Below are 21725 nucleotides of genomic sequence, written 5' to 3' on the forward strand. Positions count from 1 at the left end.
ATGAGCTTTATCACCGAAATCAAAACCTTCGCCGCGCTGGGCAGTGGTGTCATCGGCAGTGGCTGGGTTGCCCGCGCCCTCGCCCACGGCCTCGACGTGGTCGCTTGGGACCCGGCTCCTGGCGCTGAAGCGGCGCTGCGCAAACGCGTGGCCAACGCCTGGGGTGCGCTGGAGAAAAACGGTCTGGCGCCGGGTGCTTCGCAGGATCGTCTGCGCTTTGTCGCGACCATCGAAGAGTGTGTGCGCGATGCCGATTTCATTCAGGAAAGCGCCCCGGAACGTCTCGAACTGAAACTCGATCTGCACAGCAAAATCAGCGCCGCGGCCAAGCCCGATGCGTTGATCGGTTCGAGTACATCGGGCTTGCTGCCGAGCGAGTTTTACGAGAGTTCGACGCACCCGGAACGCTGCGTGGTCGGCCACCCGTTCAACCCTGTCTATCTACTGCCGCTGGTGGAAGTGGTCGGTGGCAAGAACACCGCGCCGGAAGCTGTGCAAGCAGCGATGAAAGTCTACGAATCTCTCGGCATGCGGCCGTTGCATGTGCGCAAAGAAGTGCCGGGGTTTATCGCCGACCGCTTGCTTGAAGCGCTGTGGCGTGAGGCGCTGCACCTGGTCAACGACGGTGTCGCGACCACTGGCGAGATCGATGATGCAATTCGCTTTGGCGCTGGTTTGCGCTGGTCGTTCATGGGCACGTTCCTGACTTACACCTTGGCTGGTGGCGATGCGGGCATGCGCCACTTCATGTCGCAATTCGGCCCGGCGTTGCAGTTGCCGTGGACCTATCTGCCGGCGCCGGAGCTGACTGACAAGTTGATTGATGATGTGGTGGATGGCACCAGTGATCAGCTTGGCCGTCACAGCATTTCGGCGCTGGAGCGCTATCGTGATGATTGCTTGCTGGCTGTGCTTGAGGCGGTGAAGAGCACCAAGGAAAAACATGGGATGGCGTTCAGCGAGTGATGCGTTCGCGTCAAACCGCTGCCCTCACCCTAGCCCTCTCCCAGGGGTAGAGGGGACTGACCGAGTTGAATGTTCGAGCTACGCCGACCTGCACCACCGAGCCGAACTCAAGTTTTGAAAGGCCCCCGATCTGCTCCCTTTCCCCCTCGCCCCCTGAGGGAGAGGGGACTGATCGCGTTGATTGTTCGAGTGACGCCGACTTGCACCACCTAGCCGAACTCAAGTTTTGAAAGGCCCGCGATCTGCTCCCTTTCCCCCTCGCCCCCCTGGGGGAGAGGGCTGGGGTGAGGGGGTAGCTCTTGATCTTAAAGACCCGCCCACTGCCGGAACCCAATCATGCCCACTCTCACCACCTACCAAACCACAATCATCCCCGACTGGGTCGACTACAACGGCCACCTGCGCGATGCCTTCTACCTGCTGATTTTCAGCTACGCCACCGACGCCCTGATGGACCGCCTCGGCATGGACAGCAACAATCGCGAAGCCAGTGGCAACTCCCTGTTCACCCTCGAACTGCACCTCAATTATCTGCACGAAGTGAAGCTCGACACCAAGGTCGAAGTACGCACGCAAATCATCGCCCACGACAGCAAACGCCTGCACCTCTATCACAGCCTGCACAAGGTCGGTGAGGATCAGGAACTGGCCGGCAATGAACAAATGCTCTTGCACGTCGATCTCGCCGGCCCGCGTTCGGCGCCGTTCAGCGCGGACACCCTGAGCCGCCTGCAAAGCATCGTCGCCGAACAGAAAGACCTGCCCGCTCCCGCTTACATCGGCCGCATCATCGCGCTGCCGCCTGCAAGGTAAATCCATCGATCGCAAGGAGCCGCCATGAACACCGCTGCCGCTGTTGCCGATTTCCGTACTTATCCGTTGATCAGCGCGCTCGGTGGCGTGCAGAGCCTGGCGGATCGTGTTGCCATTGAATGGGCTGACGGGCGCATCAGCCCGTTCCACCATGTCTGGTTGCGGGACAACTGCCCATGTCCGCAGTGCGTCTACAACGTTACCCGCGAGCAGGTTTTCGAGAGTGTCGATGCCGCTGAAGATCTCAAGCCTGCCGCCGTGCATATCGACACCGACGGCTGCCTGCGCATCGACTGGCAGGACGGCCACCTCAGCCGCTTCGATCCCGGTTGGTTACGCGCACACGCCTACGACGATGATTCCCGCGCCGAGCGTCTGGCGGGCAAACCCAAACCTTACCTGTGGCGCAGCGATTTGCAGTTGCCGGTGTTCGACTATTCGGCACTGATGAATGACAACGCCGCGCTGCTGCAATGGCTGATTGCGGTACGCGACATCGGCCTGACGCAAGTGCGCGGTGTGCCCACTGAACCCGGTTCGCTGAAGCTCATCGCGCAACGTATTTCCTTTATCCGCGAGAGCAACTTCGGTGTGCTGTTCAACGTGCAATCCAAGGCCGACGCCGACAGTAACGCCTACACTGCTTTCAACCTGCCGTTGCACACCGACCTGCCCACCCGCGAGCTGCAACCGGGGCTGCAATTTCTGCATTGCCTGGTGAATGACGCCGAGGGTGGCGAGAGTATTTTTGTCGACGGTTTTGCGATTGCCGATGCGTTGCGCAGTGAAGACCCGGCGTCGTTTCAGGCGCTGTGTGAAATCCCCGTGGAATTTCGCAACAAGGATCGGCATAGCGACTATCGCTGCCTGGCGCCGATCATTGCTTTGGATGCGTTGGGGCGCGTGGCGGAAATCCGCATGGCGAACTTTCTGCGCGGGGCGTTTGATACCTCGGTGGAGCAGATGCCACGGTTATATCGGGCGTATCGACGCTTCATTGCGATGACTCGCGAGCCACGGTTTCGGCTGATGCAACGGCTCAACCCCGGTGAGTTGTGGTGCTTCGATAATCGCCGCACGTTGCATGCGCGCAATGCCTTTGACCCAGCTACGGGAGGGCGGCATTTTCAGGGCTGCTATGTCGATCGGGATGAGTTGTTGTCGCGGATTTTGGTGTTGCAACGCTAGACCTTAAAAAGATCGCAGCCTTCGGCAGCTCCTACATTGGAATGCGTTCCCTGTAGGAGCTGCCGAAGGCTGCGATCTTTGCTTTTATAAGCAGGCAAAAAAAGCCCCGATGCAAGCCGTGACAGGATCGGGGCAGAGGGTACTGTTGAGGAGCTGCCAAGCGAGGGTGACCAAACCTTCGTGTTGCAAGCTGAGTTCAGTGTGCCCACTCCCTTGAGCGGCAAGTTAGCCGAAAACGACCTGTTCATAGCCGTCGCAGCCACTGCGACAAAACGCCCTTGCCGTGCCCCGGCGTGGCTACCAGAATCGAGCCACGACCTCCGTTATTGAAGAAGGATGCGCGTCATGATGTATGCCGATTTGATCGATCAGGAAGATTTGTTGGGCCAGCTCAAGGCGTTGGGTATTCAAGTACCCAGTGGCACGACCGCCGATCAGGCCTGCGAGTGCGCAGTGCGCGGTCTGGATAATGTGCGCGCGTTTGAACTGCGCAAGATGGTCAAGGACATGTACACCAGCGGCGCCAGTATCCAGCCGGCGGTGCGGCAGGCGATCGACAAACAATTACTGCCGGCATTGGCGGACTATCAGCAAAGCCATAGCGCCTGACAGCAGATCAAAAGATCGCAGCCTTCGGCAGCTCCTACATTGGAACGCATATCCCTGTAGGAGCTGCCGCAGGCTGCGATCTTTTGCCTTACAGCCTTACGCTGGCAAACGTCGACTCATTGCGCGCCTGACTCAACGCCGACATCGGCCCCGACAGCGGCGACATCACGATGGCTTGTGGCAGCGGCAGCATCGCCACTTGCTGGGTGGTGTTGGAGCCTACGCGCTCGTCACGCGGCGGAATGCCGAAGTACTCGCGGTAGCACTTGGAGAAGTGCGGCGTCGAGACGAAACCACACACCGACGCCACTTCGATGATCGACATCGGCGTTTGCTTGAGCAACTGCCGGGCGCGGATCAGACGCAGCTTCAAGTAATAGCGCGACGGCGAGCAGTGCAGGTATTTCTGGAACAGGCGCTCCAGCTGTCGACGCGACACCGCGACGTACACCGCCAGCTCATCCAGGTCGATCGGCTCTTCGAGGTTGGCTTCCATCAGCGCGACGATTTCCTGCAGTTTCGGCTGATTGGTACCGAGCATGTGCTTGAGCGGCACGCGCTGGTGATCCTGCTCGTTGCGGATGCGTTCGTAGACGAACATTTCCGAGATCGCGGCGGAGAGTTCACGGCCATGATCGCGGCTGATCAGGTGCAGCATCATGTCCAGCGGCGCGGTACCGCCAGAGCTGGTGAAACGGTTACGGTCGAGGGTGAACAAGCGAGTGCTCATGGCCACGCGCGGGAAAGCTTCCTGCATCGCCGCCAGACATTCCCAGTGCACGCTGCAATCGAAACCGTCGAGCAGACCAGCGCAGGCCAGTGCCCAACTGCCGGTGCACACGGCGCCGAGACGCTTGGACTGACGCGCCTGGCTTTGCAGCCAGGAAACGTGTTCGCGGGTGACAGTGCGTTGGATACCGATGCCACCGCAGACAATCACGGTGTCCAGCGGCGGGGCTTTGTGCATGGAAGCGTCGGGAGTGATTTGCAGACCGTCACTGGCCCACACCTGGCCGCCATCGACGGTGAGGGTGCTCCAGCGATACAGCTCGCGACCGGACAATTGGTTGGCCATGCGCAGGGGTTCTACTGCGGACGCCAGAGAAATCAGCGTGAAATTGTCCAGCAGCAGAAAGCCGATGGATTGAGGCGCACGGTTCTGGGGTTGGGCCCCGGAGTTGAACGACGTCATCGCGGTATCTCCTCACACAAAGCGGGTGATGGCCTCAGGCGGAGGCTCTTGTTATTGCCAGCGTTCTCGCGTGGGAGACGGGCTTTGTTATGACAGAGCAATTGCCATGCCTAAAATTGGATGGCCGTTCAATAACTCCTGAAAACGACGTCGCGACGTGTCTATACGAGACGTCCGACGAAAGGTATTTCGAAGTGCCATTAGTGTTGCTGAGCGCCCTGCCCTCAGGGGTGTGAGCAAATCGGTAGCACTTGTGGGAACTGGCCTGCGCGCAGTTTGTGGGGAGTGTCACCGCAGGCACGGGTGACGGACGGTAGGGGGGCGGATCGTATGTAACAGGTGGGAAAGACTCTTATCTGTTTGCGACGCGCTAAAAGGTGGCGTGATTTATTGTCCGTGTTCACTTGGTGAGCAGTTTTGACTGGTCTGGCCCATCGCTGGCAAGTCGAATCGTCGCACCGCAGCTCCCACATGGATTTTCAGTGTGATCAAGATATCTGTATCACCTCGGAACCTGTGGGAGCTGGCTTGCCAGCGATGGGGGCAACGCGGTCTCAGCACTCAACCGCGCTAACCGCCAACCCACCCCGCGAGGTCTCTTTATATTTGTCATGCATATCCGCGCCGGTATCACGCATGGTGCGAATCACCCGATCCAGCGAGATAAAGTGCTGACCATCCCCCCGCAAGGCCATCTGCGCCGCGTTGATCGCCTTCACCGCCGCAATCGCATTGCGCTCGATGCACGGCACTTGCACCAGGCCGCCGACCGGATCGCAGGTCAGCCCAAGGTTATGTTCCAGGCCAATCTCCGCCGCGTTGCACAACTGCTCCGGCGTAGCGCCAAGAATCTCCGCCAGCCCCGCCGCCGCCATCGCGCACGCAGAGCCGACTTCACCCTGACAGCCAACCTCAGCGCCCGAGATCGAAGCATTCTTCTTGCACAGAATCCCCACCGCCGCCGCACCGAGGAAGTAGTCGACCACGTTGGCGTCCGTCACCGCTTCGCTGAACTTCATAAAGTAGTGCAACACCGCCGGGATGATCCCCGCCGCGCCATTGGTCGGCGCCGTGACCATGCGCCCGCCCGCCGCGTTTTCTTCATTAACTGCCAGGGCGAACAGGTTGACCCACTCCATCGCACTCAGCGTCGAGCCGATCACATTGGGCTTACCCAATTCCTGAAGACTGCGATGCAACTTCGCCGCGCGCCGACGCACATTCAATCCGCCGGGCAGGATGCCTTCGTGTTTCAAACCCTGCTCGACGCATTCCTGCATCGCCCGCCACAGCTTCATCAGCCCGGCGCGAATCTCTTCCTCGCTGCGCCAGACCTTTTCGTTGGCCATCATCAATTCGGCGACGCGCAGGTTGTTTTTCTTGCACAACTCCAGCAGTTCAACCGCACTGGAAAAGTCGTAGGGCAACTCAGTGCGATCCAGATCAACGACGCCGCTGGACGCCTGCGCTTGATCCACGACAAAACCGCCACCCACCGAATAGTAGGTGTCGCGATGCAGCTCGCCGTGATCGCCCTCGGCAACAATCGTCATCGCATTGGGATGGAACGGCAGGTTCTCGTCGATCAGACGCATGTCCCGTGCCCAGACAAACGGCACCGACAAACGACCATCCAATAGCAGGGTATGAGTTTCACGCAGGGCCTGAATGCGCGGGCCGATCTGCGACGGGTCGATTGCGTCCGGCCACTCGCCCATCAACCCCATGATCACCGCGTTGTCGCTGCCGTGACCAATGCCCGTGGCGGACAGCGATCCGAACAATTGCACTTCTATACGACGCACCTGCTCCAGCTGATGCTTGTCCCGTAGCGACTCGACGAACAACGCCGCCGCGCGCATCGGCCCGACGGTGTGGGAACTGGAAGGGCCGATGCCGATTTTGAACAGGTCGAAAACGCTGATAGCCATTGCTGCAGAGCTCCTGAGGATGCCGGTCCGGGGCGTGAAGCGCCCGCTGGCGGAGCTGCTACGCTCAAGCTGCGATCCGCCGGAATGCCCGCATCATCAGGCTTTTGTCGGGACGCACGGCGTCTGACACCGACGCACTCATGTCCACCAGCGCCGCGCCGTTTTCGCCCAGGTTTTTCGACGTTTTTGTACGGTTCAGAGGGCCATTCGGGGCTGAAAAAAGCTGTAAACGACGTCACTGACACTGGATGCGACCATCCCTGTACTGGATACGACCCCCCCTGTAGGCGTCAGATTTTCACTGGTACATGATCGTTATGACTCGATTGCAAGGCGCCGTGGTAGAGCTGTCTCCAGAACGCCATCCAACCGCAACCTATAAGTGCGGTGGTCCACAGTCGGAACACTGCCAAAAAAAACACCAAGGAGTCCATCCATGAAAGGTTCCCCGTCGTTGTTGTTGGCCGCCATGCTGAGTCTGCCGTTACTGGCGCAAGCTGCAGAACCGGCACAGTGCAGTACCGTTAATTTCTCCGATGTCGGCTGGACCGACATTACCGCCACCACCGCCACCACCTCCGTCGTTCTCAACGCCCTCGGCTACAAGACCAAGACCACCATGATCTCCGTGCCGGTGACCTACAAGTCGCTGGCCGACGGCAAGAACATGGACGTGTTCCTCGGCAACTGGATGCCGACCATGGAAAACGACATCAAGGCCTACCGCGACGCCGGCACCGTGGAAACCGTGCGCACCAACCTCAAGGGCGCCAAGTACACCCTCGCCGTGCCGCAAGCCCTGTATGACAAAGGTCTGCATGACTTCGCCGACATCGCCAAATTCAAGAAAGAGCTCGACGGCAAGATCTACGGCATCGAGCCTGGCAATGACGGCAACCGTCTGATCCAGAGCATGATCGACAAGGACGCTTTCGGCCTGAAAACCGCCGGTTTCAAAGTCGTCGAATCGTCAGAAGCGGGCATGCTCTCGCAAGTGGATCGCGCGCAGAAACGCGACACCGCCGTGGTCTTCCTCGGCTGGGCGCCGCACCCGATGAACAAGCGCTTCAAGATTCAATACCTGACCGGTGGCGATGATTTCTTCGGCCCCGATTTCGGTGCAGCGACCGTGGCGACCAACACCCGCAAGGGTTACGCCACGGAATGCAGCAACGTCGGTCAGTTGCTGAAGAACCTGGAGTTCACCGTCGACATGGAAAGCGAACTGATGGGCAACATCCTCGACGACAAGATGAAGCCTGACGCGGCCGCCAAGGCCTGGCTGAAAAAGAATCCACAAGTGCTCGATACCTGGCTCGCTGGCGTGACCACCATTGACGGTAAACCTGGCCTGGAGGCCGTGAAAGCCAAGCTTCAGTAATCGCTTATGCCGGGTGGGTTCGCCCGCCCGGGCTGTTTATTTCCTTGCATGCGGACGTTCACTACCATGCTGATTGATCAGAAAATACCTTTAGGCCAGTACATCGCGGGCTTCGTTGAATGGTTGACGCAACACGGCGCCAACACCTTCGACGCAATCGCCGTGACACTGGAAACGATGATCCACGGCGTGACGTTTGCGCTGACCTGGTTCAACCCACTGGTCTTGATTGGCCTGATCGCCCTGCTCGCGCACCTGATCCAGCGCAAATGGGGATTGACCGCTTTCGTGATCGCCTCCTTCCTGCTGATCCTCAATCTGGGCTACTGGCAGGAGACCATGGAAACCCTCGCCCAGGTCATGTTCGCGACCCTGGTCTGCGTGGTCATCGGCGTGCCGCTGGGCATCGTCGCCGCACACAAACCGATGTTCTACACTGTAATGCGTCCGGTACTCGATCTGATGCAGACCGTACCGACCTTCGTTTACCTCATTCCGACCCTGACCCTCTTCGGGCTGGGTGTGGTCCCGGGCCTGATCTCCACGGTGGTGTTCGCCATCGCTGCGCCGATCCGCCTGACCTACCTGGGCATCCGCGATGTCCCGCAAGAACTAATGGACGCCGGCAAAGCCTTCGGCTGCTCGCGTCGCCAACTGCTCTCACGGATCGAACTGCCGCACGCCATGCCGAGCATCGCGGCCGGTATCACCCAGTGCATCATGCTGTCGTTGTCGATGGTGGTGATCGCGGCACTGGTAGGCGCCGACGGACTCGGCAAACCGGTGGTCAACGCACTGAACACTGCTGATATCGCCCTGGGCTTCGAAGCGGGCCTGGCGATCGTACTGCTGGCGATCATGCTCGACCGTATCTGCAAACAACCCGACGCCAAAGTAGGGGGTGACGCATGAGCATAATTCGCTTCGAAGACGTCGACGTAATCTTCTCCAAGGATCCACGCGAAGCACTCAAGCTGCTCGATCAGGGCATGACCCGCAATGAAATCCTGAAGAAGACCGGACAGATTGTCGGCGTGGAAAAAGCCACGCTGGACATCAACAAAGGCGAGATCTGCGTGCTGATGGGCTTGTCCGGTTCAGGCAAGTCGAGCCTGCTGCGCTGCATCAACGGCCTCAACACCGTGAGCCGCGGCAAACTGTTCGTCGAGCATGAAAACCGTCAGATCGACATCGCCTCCTGCACCCCCGCCGAGCTGAAAATGATGCGCACCAAACGCATCGCCATGGTGTTCCAGAAGTTCGCCCTGATGCCGTGGCTGACGGTGCGCGAGAACATCAGTTTCGGTCTGGAAATGCAGGGTCGACCGGAGAAGGAACGCAAGAAACTCGTCGATGAAAAACTCGAACTGGTCGGCCTGACCCAATGGCGCAACAAGAAGCCTGATGAACTCTCCGGCGGCATGCAGCAGCGTGTCGGTCTGGCACGAGCGCTGGCGATGGACGCCGACATTCTATTGATGGACGAACCGTTCTCGGCCCTCGACCCGCTGATCCGTCAGGGTCTGCAGGATGAACTGCTGGAACTGCAACGCAAGCTGAGCAAGACCATCGTGTTCGTGAGCCACGACCTCGACGAGGCGCTGAAACTCGGTAGCCGCATCGCGATCATGAAAGACGGCCGGATCATCCAGTACAGCGTGCCGGAAGAGATCGTGTTGAACCCGGCGGACGACTATGTGCGCACCTTCGTCGCGCACACCAATCCGCTCAACGTGCTCTGTGGTCGCAGCCTGATGCGCACGCTGGACAAGTGCAAACGCATCAACGGTTCGGTGTGTCTCGATCCGGGCGGTGATTCGTGGCTGGACCTGGCCGAAGGCAACACCATCAAAGGCGCGCGGCAGAACGGCTCGGTGCTGAACCTGCAGAACTGGGCACCGGGGCAAGCGGTCGAGGGCCTGGAGCGCAAGCCGACGCTGGTGGACTCGAACATCGGCATGCGCGATGCGTTGCAGATTCGTTATCAGACCGGCAACAAACTGGTGCTGCACGATGACAATCATGTGGTGGGGATTCTGGGCGACAGCGAGTTGTATCACGCGTTGCTGGGCAAGAACCTCGGTTAAGGCGGGATAAAAAAAGGGATCGCGGTGAGCGATCCCTTTTTTATTGGGTCAGGAAAAAAGCCCCTCACCCTAGCCCTCTCCCAGAGGGAGAAGGAACCTACCGAGTTGTACTTTCAAGCTACATCGACCTGAGAAATCGAGTCGAACTCAGGTATTGAAAAGCCCCCGATCTGCTCCCTTTCCCCCTCTCCCTTAGGGAGAGGGCTGGGGTGAGGGGGCTTTTGACTTTAGCTGTACACCCGGCCAAGGAGCTGCCGATGGCTTTCAAACTGATCGAGCACATCCCGCGTGATCTGATCCTGCGTGAAGCCCATCAGGTCGTAATCCTGGCTGCCGTTGTGCAAATACACCTCAGCGCGGTAGTAACGCTGGCGCGCTTCATCGGACTGCGCCGATTCGGTCGGGGTCGCCAGATAGCCATCCAGGCTCACTTCGTAAACGAAAGGGTTGCCCTCTTCCATCTCGACGCGCACACCCATGCAGCGCTTGGATTTACCCAACAACGTCTGCACTTCCAGACCCTGGGCACGCATCTGCGCGGTGGCATCTTCCAGCGCCGGGCTGACCTGCTTGTCCATAAAGCGCTGCACCACCGATTGGCTCGGCTGCAGATCCAGTTGCGTCAGACGCTCGCTGAAACCACGACGACCGCGCTCCGCCAGTTGCGCCTGCTCCTGTTCGATCTGCACGTCCTGACGCATGGCCTTGTGCAGGCCGAACATGAAGAACACCAGCACCACCGAGAACGGCAGACCGGCCAGCACGACCATGGTTTGCATGGCTTCGAAGTTACCGGCAAACAACAGCCCGATGGTCACCAGGGTGATTACCACCGACCAGAAGATCCGCAGCCAGTGCGGCGCATCTTCGTCGACGTTGCCGCCCTTGCAGGACAGATTCGCCATCATCACCGCGCCGGAGTCGGCCGGGGTCAGGAACAGCACGAAACCGACAAAGATCGACACACCGATGACGACTTTCGACGCCGGGTAGTGTTCAAGCAACTGATAGATCGCCATCGACGGCTGTTCCAGCGCCGTCTTGCCCAACTCCACCGCCCCATGGTTCATCACCAGATCCAGCGCCGAGTTACCGAAGATCGACAGCCAGGCCAAGGTAAAGCCCAGTGGAATCAGCAGCACGCCAGCCACCAGTTCACGCACGGTACGACCACGGGAAATACGTGCGATGAACATGCCGACGAATGGCGCCCAGGAAATCCACCAGGCCCAGTAGAACAGGGTCCACAGGCCCATCCAGCGCTCGGACTTGGCGTTGTCGCCCTCGTACACATAAAGGTCGAAGGTTTTCAGCACGATGCCATTGAGGTAGTCACCGATGTTCTGTACGAAGCCGTTAAGCAAGTGCAGAGTCGGGCCAAACAGCAATACGAAAATCAGCAGACCGCTGAACAGCACGATGTTCAGGTTGGACAGACGACGGATGCCGTTCTCTACGCCGGACACGGCAGCGATGGTCGCCACGGTGCTCATCACGATGATCACGATCAAAAGGTTAGTGTTGCTGTGTTCCATGCCGAACAGGTTTTCCAGCCCCGACGACACTTGCAGCGAACCAATCCCCAGGTTCGTCACCAGACCCAGCAGGGTCACGAACATGCCGAAGCCGTCCACCGCGTGACCGGCCGCGCCTTTGACCCAACGCTCGCCGACCAGCGGATACAGCGCCGAACGCAACGCCAGCGGCTGGTTATGACGGTAAGCGAAGTACGCCACGGCCAGACCGACCAGCGCATAGATCGCCCAGCCGTGCAGGCCCCAATGCAAGAAAGTCAGCTGTACAGCCTGACGCGCGGCCATGTTGCTGGCCGATGCGCCTTCCGGCGGATTGAAGTAGTGATCCAGTGGCTCGGATGCGCCGAAGTACAGCAGCGAAATACCGATACCCGACGAGAACAGCATCCCCGCCCAGGCGCCGTAACTGAAATCCGGGGTGTCGTCCTTGCTGCCCAGTTTGAGTTTGCCGTACGAGGAAAACGCCAGACCGACGACGAATACCAGGTAGGCGGCGATCACCACCATGTAGTACCAGCCGAAGCTGCGCGACAACCAGGCCTGAGCGATACCCAACAGTCTGCCGGCCTCTTGCGGGGCGATAATCAGAATGGCGGTCAACAACAGAATCAGCGCGGTAGAGGTGTAAAACACCCAACCGTTGACCGTCACCTTCTCGGGCGGGGTCTTTATAAGCGAGGCAGAACTCATGGCACAAATGCTCCAGGCAGTGCGAGAGAAGAACACAAGGCAACACGGAACCCGACCAATCGGTTAGTTGGCAGCCGACCGGCGGGTGATATAAAGACACCCCGAAAAATGCCCGAACCTGCCGAAATGGCGCTGCGAATCGCTTTCGTGGCCGAAGGTGGACGGACGTTCATCCGAAACCTGGCCCTGAGCGTCTTGCCCTTTCAACACGTCCATCGAATCGCGAACCGCGCCATGCCCCACGCAGGTTTCGAGCTGTTTCGGATGTCGGTTTTATCGCCACTTACACGTAGGAAAAATCTGTAGGCAGCGACGATTTGTCGCAGATCTTATTCTTTGTTGATTGAACGTTCAATCAAAACAAAATAGACTGGCCGTCAATCCGATAGGCGTGATTCGCCGCTCGGAAGGCCTAAGGAGATGTGCAAGATGCCCAAGGTCGGTATGCAACCCATCCGCCGCCAACAACTGATCGAAGCCACTTTGCAGGCGGTCGATCAGGTCGGAATGGGGGACGCCAGCATTGCGCTGATCGCCCGTTTGGCCGGTGTCTCGAATGGCATCATCAGTCATTACTTTCAGGACAAGAACGGCCTGATTGCCGCCACGATGCGGTATCTGATGAACGTCCTCAGCGAGAACGTCACCGCGCGCCGGCAGGCGCTGGCAGATGACAGCCCACGGGCGCATTTGCAGGTGATCATCGAGGGCAACTTCGACGCCAGCCAGGTCAATGGCCCGGCAATGAAAACCTGGCTGGCCTTCTGGGCCACCAGCATGCACCAGCCGTCTTTGCACAGGTTGCAGCGGATCAACGATCACCGTCTGTATTCCAACCTGTGCTGCGAGTTCCGCCGTGTGTTGCCGCTCGAAGATGCGCGCAGCGCAGCGCGTGGCCTGGCAGCGTTGATTGACGGCTTGTGGTTGCGCGGCGCTTTGTCGGGAGACGCTTTCGACACAGCGCAGGCCCAACAGATCGCTTACGAATACATGGATTTCCAATTGGCCAAGAAGGTGAGCTAGAGCACACAGAAAACGCTCGGCCCCTGAACGCCACCGCAGCCTCACCGCGGTGGTCAACGCCAACCACCAATGCACTTGCGAGGACACTATGGCCCGTTTCGAACTGCAAAAACTTTACATCGATGGCGCGTACTCCGACGCCGGCAGCGATGCCACCTTCGAAGCCATCAACCCGGCTAACGGTGAAGTCCTCGCACTGGTGCAACGTGCGACCAAGGAAGACGTCGAGCGCGCCGTGGTCAGCGCCGAAAAGGGCCAGAAAATCTGGGCCGCGATGACCGCCATGGAGCGTTCGCGCATCCTGCGTCGTGCCGTCGACATCCTGCGCGAGCGCAACGATGAACTGGCTGCTCTGGAAACCCTGGACACCGGCAAATCCTTCTCCGAAACCAAATACGTCGACATCGTTACCGGCGCTGACGTGCTGGAATACTACGCAGGCCTGGTACCGGCCATCGAAGGCGAGCAGATTCCACTGCGCGACACTTCGTTCGTCTACACCCGTCGCGAGCCGCTGGGCGTTGTCGCCGGTATCGGCGCCTGGAACTACCCGATCCAGATCGCCCTGTGGAAATCCGCTCCAGCGCTGGCCGCTGGTAACGCGATGATCTTCAAGCCAAGCGAAGTGACCTCGCTGACCACCCTGAAACTGGCCGAGATCTACACCGAAGCCGGCGTACCGAATGGCGTGTTCAACGTACTGACCGGCAGCGGCCGTGAAGTCGGCACATGGCTGACCGAGCACCCGCGCATCGAAAAAATCTCCTTCACCGGCGGCACCGACACTGGCAAGAAGGTAATGGCCAGCGCTTCGGCTTCGTCGCTGAAAGACGTGACCATGGAACTGGGCGGCAAGTCCCCGCTGATCATCTGCGACGACGCCGACCTCGATCGCGCTGCCGACACCGCGATGATGGCCAACTTCTACAGCTCCGGTCAGGTCTGCACCAACGGCACTCGCGTGTTCGTTCCGGCGCACCTGAAAGCCGCTTTCGAAGCCAAGATCGTCGAGCGCGTTGCACGCATCCGCGTTGGCAACCCGGAAGACGAAAACACCAACTTCGGCCCGCTGGTCAGCTTCGCGCACATGGAAAGCGTGCTGGGTTACATCGCCAAAGGTAAAGAACAAGGCGCACGCGTACTGTGCGGCGGCGACCGTCTGACCGACGGCGAATTCGCCAAAGGCGCATTCGTGGCGCCGACCGTGTTCACCGATTGCACCGACGACATGACCATCGTTCGTGAAGAAATCTTTGGCCCGGTGATGGCGATCCTCTCCTACGAAACCGAAGAAGAAGTGATCCGCCGCGCCAACGACACCGACTTCGGTCTGGCCGCCGGTATCGTCACCAAAGACCTGAACCGCGCGCACCGCGTGATTCATCAACTGGAAGCCGGTATCTGCTGGATCAACGCCTGGGGCGAGTCCGACGCAAAAATGCCGGTCGGCGGTTACAAGCAGTCGGGTGTCGGCCGTGAGAATGGCATCAGCTCGCTGAACAACTTCACCCGCATCAAATCGGTACAGGTCGAGCTGGGCGATTACGTTTCGGTGTTCTAAGACCCGAGATTTGCGTTGCCCGCGAAGGCCTCTTCGCGGGCAAGCCCGCTCCCACAGGTTTGGAGTCGTCCATCCAATTTGTGGCAGCCCCCAATCCCTGTGGGAGCTGGCTTGCCAGCGATTCGAGTGCACAGCACTCGCCAAGGTCCGACCTGACCACTATCAAAGAGGGTGCATTCAATGTCCCAAGAATTCGATTACATCATCATCGGTGCCGGCTCGGCCGGTAACACTTTGGCGACCCGTCTGACTGAAGACGCCGGCGTCACCGTTCTGCTGCTCGAAGCCGGCGGCCCTGACTACCGTCTCGACTTCCGCACGCAAATGCCGGCTGCACTGGCATTCCCGCTGCAAGGTCGTCGTTACAACTGGGCGTACGAAACCGATCCAGAGCCACACATGGACGGTCGCCGGATGGAATGCGGTCGCGGCAAAGGCCTCGGCGGCTCTTCGCTGATCAACGGCATGTGCTACATCCGCGGCAACGCGATGGACTACGACGGCTGGGCGAAACTGCCGGGCCTGGAAAACTGGTCGTACCTCGACTGCCTGCCGTACTTCCGCAAAGCCGAAACCCGCGACATCGGCCCGAACGATTACCACGGTGGCGAAGGCCCGGTCAGCGTGACCACGCCGAAGGCGGGCAACAACCCGCTGTTCCACGCCATGGTTGAAGCCGGCGTGCAGGCCGGTTACCCACGCACCGAAGACCTGAACGGTTACCAGCAGGAAGGCTTCGGCCCGATGGACCGTACCGTGACGCCGAACGGCCGTCGTGCTTCCACCGCCCGTGGCTACCTCGACACCGCTAAAAAGCGTTCGACCCTGACCATCGTCACCCACGCCCTGACCGACAAGATTCTGTTCGAAGGCAAGCGTGCGGTTGGCGTGCGTTATCTGGTCGGCGACGCCGAAGAGCGCGTTGAAGCCAAAGCGCGCAAAGAAGTCCTGCTGTGCTCCGGCGCCATCGCTTCGCCACAGATTCTGCAGCGTTCCGGTGTCGGCCCTGCCGAACTGCTGAAATCCCTCGACATTCCGGTGGTTCACGACCTGCCGGGCGTCGGTGAAAACCTGCAGGATCACCTTGAGCTGTACCTGCAATACGCCTGCACTCAGCCAGTTTCGCTGTACCCGTCGCTGCTCTGGTACAACCAGCCAGCCATCGGTGCCGAGTGGCTGTTCAACGGCACCGGTATCGGCGCCAGCAACCAGTTCGAAGCCGGCGGTTTCATCCGTTCGCGTCCGGAATTCGAATGGCCGAACATCCAGTACCACTTCCTGCCGGTAGCGATTAACTACAACGGCAGCAACGGTGTGAAAGAGCACGGCTTCCAGGCGCACATGGGTTCCATGCGTTCGCCAAGCCGTGGTCGCATCCAGGCCAAGTCGAAAGACCCGCGCCAGCACCCGAGCATCCTGTTCAACTACATGGCTACCGAGCAGGACTGGCAGGAATTCCGTGACGGCATCCGCCTGACCCGTGAAATCATGCAGCAGCCTGCGCTGGACGCTTTCCGTGGCCGTGAAATCAGCCCGGGCATTGAAGTGCAAACCGATGAGCAGTTGGACAAGTTCATCCGCGAGCACGCCGAAACCGCGTTCCACCCGTCCTGCTCGTGCAAGATGGGCACCGACGAGATGGCCGTGGTTGATGGCGAAGGTCGCGTGCACGGCATGCAAAGCCTGCGTGTGGTCGATGCCTCGATCATGCCGATCATCACCACTGGCAACCTGAACGCGCCGACGATCATGATCGCCGAGAAAATCGCCGACAAGATCCGTGGTCGCCAGCCGCTGCCGCGTAGCACCGCCGCTTACTATGTAGCGGGCGATGCGCCGGTGAAGGGCAAGCCGATGCGTGATATCACGCCTGCTGCTCAGTAATTCCGTTACACCGCGTCACGGCTAATCGCTGGCAAGCCAGCTCCCACAGGGTTTTGCGTCGTTCACAAATATTGTGTTCAACAAAAAACCGGTGGGAGCCTGGCTTGCCAGCGATGAGGCCCTTGAGTAATACCGAGGCGCGGCCTTCGCGAGCAGGCTCGCTCCCACATTGGTTTTTGGTAGCTCACAAACTTTGTGTCCACTGAAAATCTACTGTGGGAGCGAGCCTGCTCGCGAAGGGGCCCTCACATTCAGCACAAATTCCCCCGCTGCACAGTAAATCCCCCTACACCCCCTCTTCACTTGATCCTACCCCCACGCAGGCCTACTCTAGACCTCGCGCAACCGTTTCACCCCCTCCCCGCCGCTGCTCTACCGCTTCCCCCTGACAAGGAGGTTCCCGAATGTTCGATTTCCACCCCCAGCTCAAGCAGCGCTTCGCTGCCTTGCGCACGGGCGCTGAGTTCTTTTCCCTGCGATATGTACGTGAGTCCGGCCAGTACCTGTCGGTACGCAAGAACGTCGCCGAACCGCCGAGCCTGAGCCGTGACGAAGGCGCGATGCTCACCGTGCGCGTCAATGGCGTTGAGGCTTACGCGGCGACCAACGACCTGTCGCAACAAGGTCTGCAAGCCGCCCTCGAACGCGCCGAGCAGCAAGCGCGCCGGCTCAAGCCGCACGCCTTGCTCGACCTGCGCGATCAGCCCGTATCCAGCGATCGCGCTGATTACTTTTCGCCCAATCTCGAACAAGCCTTTCCGTCCCTGAGCGAATGCTTCGAGCTGCTCGGCGCGGAATCCGCCTCGGTGCCAAAGGATGAGCGCCTGGTGAATTGGCAGGTGAGCATTGGCATTACCCACGTCGAGCAGATCTACCTGAGCAGCGCCGGGGCTGAATTGCGCCAGGCCCAGCGCTTCGTCTACCCGGGTCTCGACGTCACCGCTTACGACGGCAACGACAGTCAGACCCGTAGCCTCGGCCGCGAGAACTTCGGCCAACAGGGCGGCGCTGACGTGATCAGCCGTTGCGGTCTGATCGGCGCCGGCCCGCAAGTCGCCGATCAGGCCTTGCAACTGCTGCTCGCGCCGAACACCCCGCAAGGCCCGCGCGACCTGCTGTTGATGCCGGACCAGATGATGCTGCAGATCCACGAATCCATCGGCCACCCGCTGGAACTCGACCGCATCCTCGGCGACGAACGCAACTACGCCGGCACCAGTTTCGTCAAAGCCAGCGACTTCGGCAGCCTGCAATACGGCTCCAAACTGCTCAACGTGACCTTCGATCCGGGCATTCCCGAAGAACTCGCCAGCTATGGCCACGATGACGACGGCAGCAAGGCCAGCAAACAATTTCTGATCCGCGATGGTTTATTGCTGCGTCCGCTGGGCGGGGCGCTGTCGCAGTTCCGCGCCGGTCTCGATGGCGTCGCCAACAGCCGCGCCTGCGGCTGGAACCGGCCGCCGATCGACCGCATGGCCAACCTCAACATCGAGCCGGGCGATCAGCCGCTGAACAAGCTGATCGAAGGCATCGAGCACGGCATCCTGATGAGCACCAACCGCTCATGGTCGATTGACGATGCGCGCAACAAATTCCAGTTCGGCTGTGAATGGGGCCAGTTGATCGAAAACGGCGAACTGAAAGGCGTGGTAAAAAACCCGAACTACCGGGCGATTTCCGCGCACTTCTGGAAAAGCCTGCGCGCCGTCGGCGACGCCAACACCGTCAAGGTGCTGGGCACGCCGAACTGCGGCAAAGGCGAGCCGAACCAGGTGATCCGCGTCGGCCACGCTTCGCCGGCCTGCGTATTCAGCAACGTTGATGTGTTTGGGGGAGACGCCTGATGAGCATTTCGAAGAGTCAGTCCGACGCCTTCAAGGTCATGGTCGAGTGGCTGCGCGACAGCGTGCGCGAGCCGGAACAGTTCACCCTCAGCTTTGCCGCCGAATCCTCGGCGTTCGTGCGTTTCAATCACGCCAAGGTGCGTCAGGCCGGGCAAGTGCAGCAGGCCAATATCGTCCTGAAGCTGATTAACGATGGTCGCCATGCCGATCTGCAAGTCACCCTGTCCGGTGATCAGGAAGGCGATCTGCAACGGCTTGCCGAAGGTCTGCAACAACTGCGCGAAACCCTGCCGCTGCTGCCGCAGGATCCGTATCTGTTGCTCAACCACAACGGCTGGCAGAGCCAGAACGTGCAGGAACATCCGCTACCGGACACTGAACAGGTTGTCGATGAGATCTGTGCTGCCGCTGAAGGTCTGGACTTGGTTGGCTTCTATGCCGCCGGCCCGATCAGCCGTGGTTTCGCCAGTTCTTCAGGCGCATTTGGCTGGCATCAGGCCAACAGCTTCAACTTCGACTTCAGCTTGTTCCACGACAACGGCGAAGCGGTGAAAGCCAGCTACGCCGGGCATGACTGGAGCAGCGAAGGTTTCGCCAAGCGCTTCGGTCAGGCACGCGAGCAACTGGAGTTTCTCGGCCGCCCGCTGCGCACCTTGGCGCCGGGGCAGTACCGAGCCTATCTGGCACCGGCGGCGCTGGAAGAAATCATGGGCATGCTGAGCTGGGGCGGTTTCTCGGCGCAGTCAATCGCCAGCAAAAGCAGCCCGTTACAGAAGCTGTATGTCGGCGATCAGGCGTTCAGTCCGCTGGTGTCGCTGGACGAGAAAGTCAGCGAATCGTTGAGCCCGGCGTTTTCCGGTGAAGGTTATCCACGCAGCGATTTGCGGCTGATCGTCGAAGGCAAGGCTGGCGATCAACTGGTCGGTTCGCGCAGTGCGGCGGAATATGGCCTGGCCGCCAACGGTGCTGGTGGCGGTGAAATGCCAAGTGCGTTGAACATGGCGGCGGGTGATCTGTCGCAAGCAGAGATCCTCAAGCAATTGGGCACCGGGCTGTACATCAGCAACCTGTGGTACCTGAACTACTCGGATCAACCGGCCGCGCGCATGACTGGCATGACCCGTTTCGCGACCTTCTGGGTCGAGAACGGCGAGATTCAGGCGCCGGTGAGCACCATGCGCTTCGACGATAGCGCTTACAGCCTGCTCGGTTCGCAGCTGGAAGCGTTGACCGCCGAGCGCGAGTTGCTGCTGTCGGCGAGTACGTATAGCCAGCGCAATACCTCGTCGGCGTTACTGCCGGGGGCGTTGGTCAGCCGTTTGACCTTGACCCTCTGACGGCGATTGTTCCCACGCTCCGCGTGGGAATGCAGCCGGGGACGCTCTGCGTCCCAGCCAAAAGCGGACGCGGAGCGTCCATTGAGGCTTTCCCACGCAGAGCGTGGGAACGATCATGCATTAACTCCAACGACAAGAGGTTCCATGCCCAACCGCCCGCCTCTCGACGCCATCACCGCCCGCTGGTTGCCGTGGGTCGTCGCCATCGCTTTCTTCATGCAGTCCCTCGACGGGACCATCCTCAACACCGCCCTGCCGGCCATGGCTCGCGATCTGGCCGAAGATCCCTTGCGCATGCAGGGCGTGATCATCGCCTACATGCTCACCGTGGCTTTGCTGATCCCGGCTTCGGGCTGGATCGCCGACCGCTTCGGCACCAAAAAAATCTTCTTCGGCGCGATTCTGCTGTTCAGTTTCGGCTCATTGCTCTGCGCCTTGTCGAGCAGCCTGAGCATGCTGATTGGCGCCCGGGTCATTCAGGGCCTGGGCGGTGCACTGATGCTGCCGGTCGGGCGACTGGTGGTGCTGCGCGCCTATCCGCGATCCGAACTGGTGCGGATCATGGGTTTCATCACCATTCCCGGCCTGCTCGGCCCGCTGATCGGCCCGACCATGGGCGGCTGGATGGTCGAGTACCTGACGTGGCACTGGATCTTCCTGATCAACCTGCCGGTCGGCGTCATCGGTTGCTACGCGGTGTGGAAATTCATTCCCGAACTGCGCGGCACCGAGCGCACACGTTTCGATAGCCTCGGCTTCCTGCTGTTCGGCGCGGCGATGATCCTGATCACCATCGCCATGGAAGGCCTCGGCGAACTGCACTTGCCGCACCTGCGCGTGATGTTGCTGCTGTTCGGCGGCATGGCTTGTCTGGCGGCGTACTGGTTGCGCGCCGGACACATCGAAAATCCGCTGTTCGCACCGTCGCTGTTCAAGACCCGCACCTTTGCCGTCGGCATTCTCGGCAACCTCTTCGCGCGTTTGGGCAGCGGTGCTTTGCCGTTTCTGGTGCCGTTGCTGTTGCAAGTGGCGCTGGGCTATTCGCCGTCGCAAGCGGGGATGAGCATGCTGCCGCTGGCGGCGGCGGCGATGATCGCCAAGTGGGTGGCACGACCGCTGATCGAACGGCTCGGCTATCGCATCGTCCTCACCGGCAACACCTTGGCGCTGGGGATCATGCTGGCGAGCATGGGCCTGGTCAGCGAGCAGACGCCGTACTGGCTGCTGCTGTGCCTGCTGGCGATTCTCGGCGCGATCAACTCTCTGCAATTTACGGCGATGAACACCGTGACGCTGATTGATCTCGACGATGCCAGCGCCAGCAGCGGCAACAGCTTGCTCTCGGTGGTGGCGCAGTTGTCGTTGAGTCTCGGGGTGGCGTGCGCCGGTGCGTTGCTCGGCGGGTTTACCGCAGAGATCGGTAACGATGGCGTGGAAACCGTGCTCGGCGCCTTCCAGCTGACCTTCGTCACCGTCGGGATCATGGCCATGCTCGCCGCGACGATCTTCTCGCAACTGTCGAAAGAAGACGGCCGGCGCGCCAAACGTCCACAAGAACACATCGAACACTGATTCTGCTGAAGGACTCCCTGTAGGAGCTGCCGAAGGCTGCGATCTTTTGATCTTGTGTTTTTTTAAGCAAAATCAAAAGATCGCAGCCTTCGGCAGCTCCTACAGGGGA

16 protein-coding genes are annotated in these 21725 nt (G+C 60.1%); 13 read left to right on the plus strand and 3 right to left on the minus strand.

The features are described from left to right. The 4 genes from M5G26_RS18905 (at window position 1) to M5G26_RS18920 (ending at window position 3576) form a co-directional block, all read left to right on the plus strand. Window positions 1–966, plus strand: coding sequence for an L-carnitine dehydrogenase (locus M5G26_RS18905; protein ID WP_134176114.1), 966 nt, complete (start codon window positions 1–3; stop codon window positions 964–966). Between the two features lie 336 nt (window positions 967–1302). After that, window positions 1303–1779 carry a thioesterase family protein gene (locus M5G26_RS18910; protein WP_273916211.1) on the plus strand — a complete coding sequence of 159 codons (477 nt, stop codon included), beginning with the start codon at window positions 1303–1305 and terminating at the stop codon, window positions 1777–1779. A gap of 24 nt (window positions 1780–1803) precedes the next feature. Continuing rightward, window positions 1804–2967, plus strand: coding sequence for a gamma-butyrobetaine dioxygenase (locus M5G26_RS18915; protein WP_273916212.1), 1164 nt, complete (start codon window positions 1804–1806; stop codon window positions 2965–2967). Between the two features lie 345 nt (window positions 2968–3312). After that, window positions 3313–3576: a hypothetical protein gene (locus tag M5G26_RS18920; protein WP_016983943.1), complete on the plus strand. Its 264-nt coding sequence runs from the start codon at window positions 3313–3315 to the stop codon at window positions 3574–3576. 88 nt (window positions 3577–3664) lie between these two features. Here M5G26_RS18920 and M5G26_RS18925 read toward each other — a convergent pair whose 3' ends face one another. Together M5G26_RS18925 and M5G26_RS18930 are read right to left on the minus strand one after the other, a co-directional pair. Further along, complete coding sequence (locus M5G26_RS18925; RefSeq protein WP_007949927.1) at window positions 3665–4768, minus strand: GlxA family transcriptional regulator; 1104 nt, start codon at window positions 4766–4768, stop codon at window positions 3665–3667. Between the two features lie 554 nt (window positions 4769–5322). Continuing rightward, complete coding sequence (locus tag M5G26_RS18930) at window positions 5323–6699, minus strand: L-serine ammonia-lyase (RefSeq protein WP_273916213.1); 1377 nt, start codon at window positions 6697–6699, stop codon at window positions 5323–5325. A gap of 436 nt (window positions 6700–7135) precedes the next feature. On the opposite strand from M5G26_RS18930, the gene M5G26_RS18935 reads away from it, so the two are divergent. The 3 genes from M5G26_RS18935 to choV all read left to right on the plus strand — a co-directional run bounded on the left by M5G26_RS18935 (window position 7136) and on the right by choV (window position 10167). After that, a complete protein-coding gene (locus M5G26_RS18935) occupies window positions 7136–8080 on the plus strand; it encodes a choline ABC transporter substrate-binding protein (protein ID WP_038363126.1) in 945 nt (314 codons plus the stop codon). Window positions 8081–8146: 66 nt separating this feature from the next. Next, window positions 8147–8992 carry a choline ABC transporter permease subunit gene (gene choW, locus M5G26_RS18940; RefSeq protein WP_016983941.1) on the plus strand — a complete coding sequence of 282 codons (846 nt, stop codon included), beginning with the start codon at window positions 8147–8149 and terminating at the stop codon, window positions 8990–8992. Continuing rightward, entirely contained in the window at window positions 8989–10167 is a 1179-nt protein-coding gene (gene choV / locus M5G26_RS18945) for a choline ABC transporter ATP-binding protein (protein WP_034153601.1), read from the plus strand. Before choW ends, choV begins: the two co-directional genes overlap by 4 nt. 227 nt (window positions 10168–10394) lie before the next feature. Here the strand turns inward: choV and betT are convergent, their stop codons facing one another. Then, window positions 10395–12392: a choline BCCT transporter BetT gene (gene betT, locus M5G26_RS18950; RefSeq protein WP_008085768.1), complete on the minus strand. Its 1998-nt coding sequence runs from the start codon at window positions 12390–12392 to the stop codon at window positions 10395–10397. Window positions 12393–12821: 429 nt separating this feature from the next. Here betT and betI point away from each other — a divergent pair, with 429 nt between their 5' ends. The 6 genes from betI to mdtD all read left to right on the plus strand — a co-directional run bounded on the left by betI (window position 12822) and on the right by mdtD (window position 21616). Further along, window positions 12822–13415, plus strand: coding sequence for a transcriptional regulator BetI (gene betI / locus M5G26_RS18955; RefSeq protein ID WP_116028363.1), 594 nt, complete (start codon window positions 12822–12824; stop codon window positions 13413–13415). A gap of 88 nt (window positions 13416–13503) precedes the next feature. Next, the gene (gene betB / locus M5G26_RS18960) at window positions 13504–14976 is read left to right on the plus strand and encodes a betaine-aldehyde dehydrogenase (protein ID WP_077574839.1); all 1473 of its coding nucleotides are present in this window, start codon (window positions 13504–13506) and stop codon (window positions 14974–14976) included. Window positions 14977–15156: 180 nt separating this feature from the next. After that, the gene (betA, locus tag M5G26_RS18965; protein WP_150693772.1) at window positions 15157–16860 is read left to right on the plus strand and encodes a choline dehydrogenase; all 1704 of its coding nucleotides are present in this window, start codon (window positions 15157–15159) and stop codon (window positions 16858–16860) included. 404 nt (window positions 16861–17264) lie between these two features. After that, window positions 17265–18707 (plus strand): TldD/PmbA family protein, encoded by a 1443-nt coding sequence (locus M5G26_RS18970; RefSeq protein WP_273916214.1) that lies wholly within the window; start codon window positions 17265–17267, stop codon window positions 18705–18707. Then, complete coding sequence (locus M5G26_RS18975; protein ID WP_123376205.1) at window positions 18707–20044, plus strand: TldD/PmbA family protein; 1338 nt, start codon at window positions 18707–18709, stop codon at window positions 20042–20044. The genes M5G26_RS18970 and M5G26_RS18975 overlap by 1 nt, the downstream gene beginning before the upstream one ends. Window positions 20045–20188: 144 nt before the next feature. Then, window positions 20189–21616, plus strand: a complete 1428-nt coding sequence (gene mdtD, locus M5G26_RS18980) for a multidrug transporter subunit MdtD (RefSeq protein ID WP_273916215.1) — start codon at window positions 20189–20191, stop codon at window positions 21614–21616. Window positions 21617–21725 lie beyond the last annotated feature (109 nt).

Source organism: Pseudomonas sp. TNT2022 ID642 (assembly GCF_028656995.1).
Classification (GTDB): domain Bacteria; phylum Pseudomonadota; class Gammaproteobacteria; order Pseudomonadales; family Pseudomonadaceae; genus Aquipseudomonas.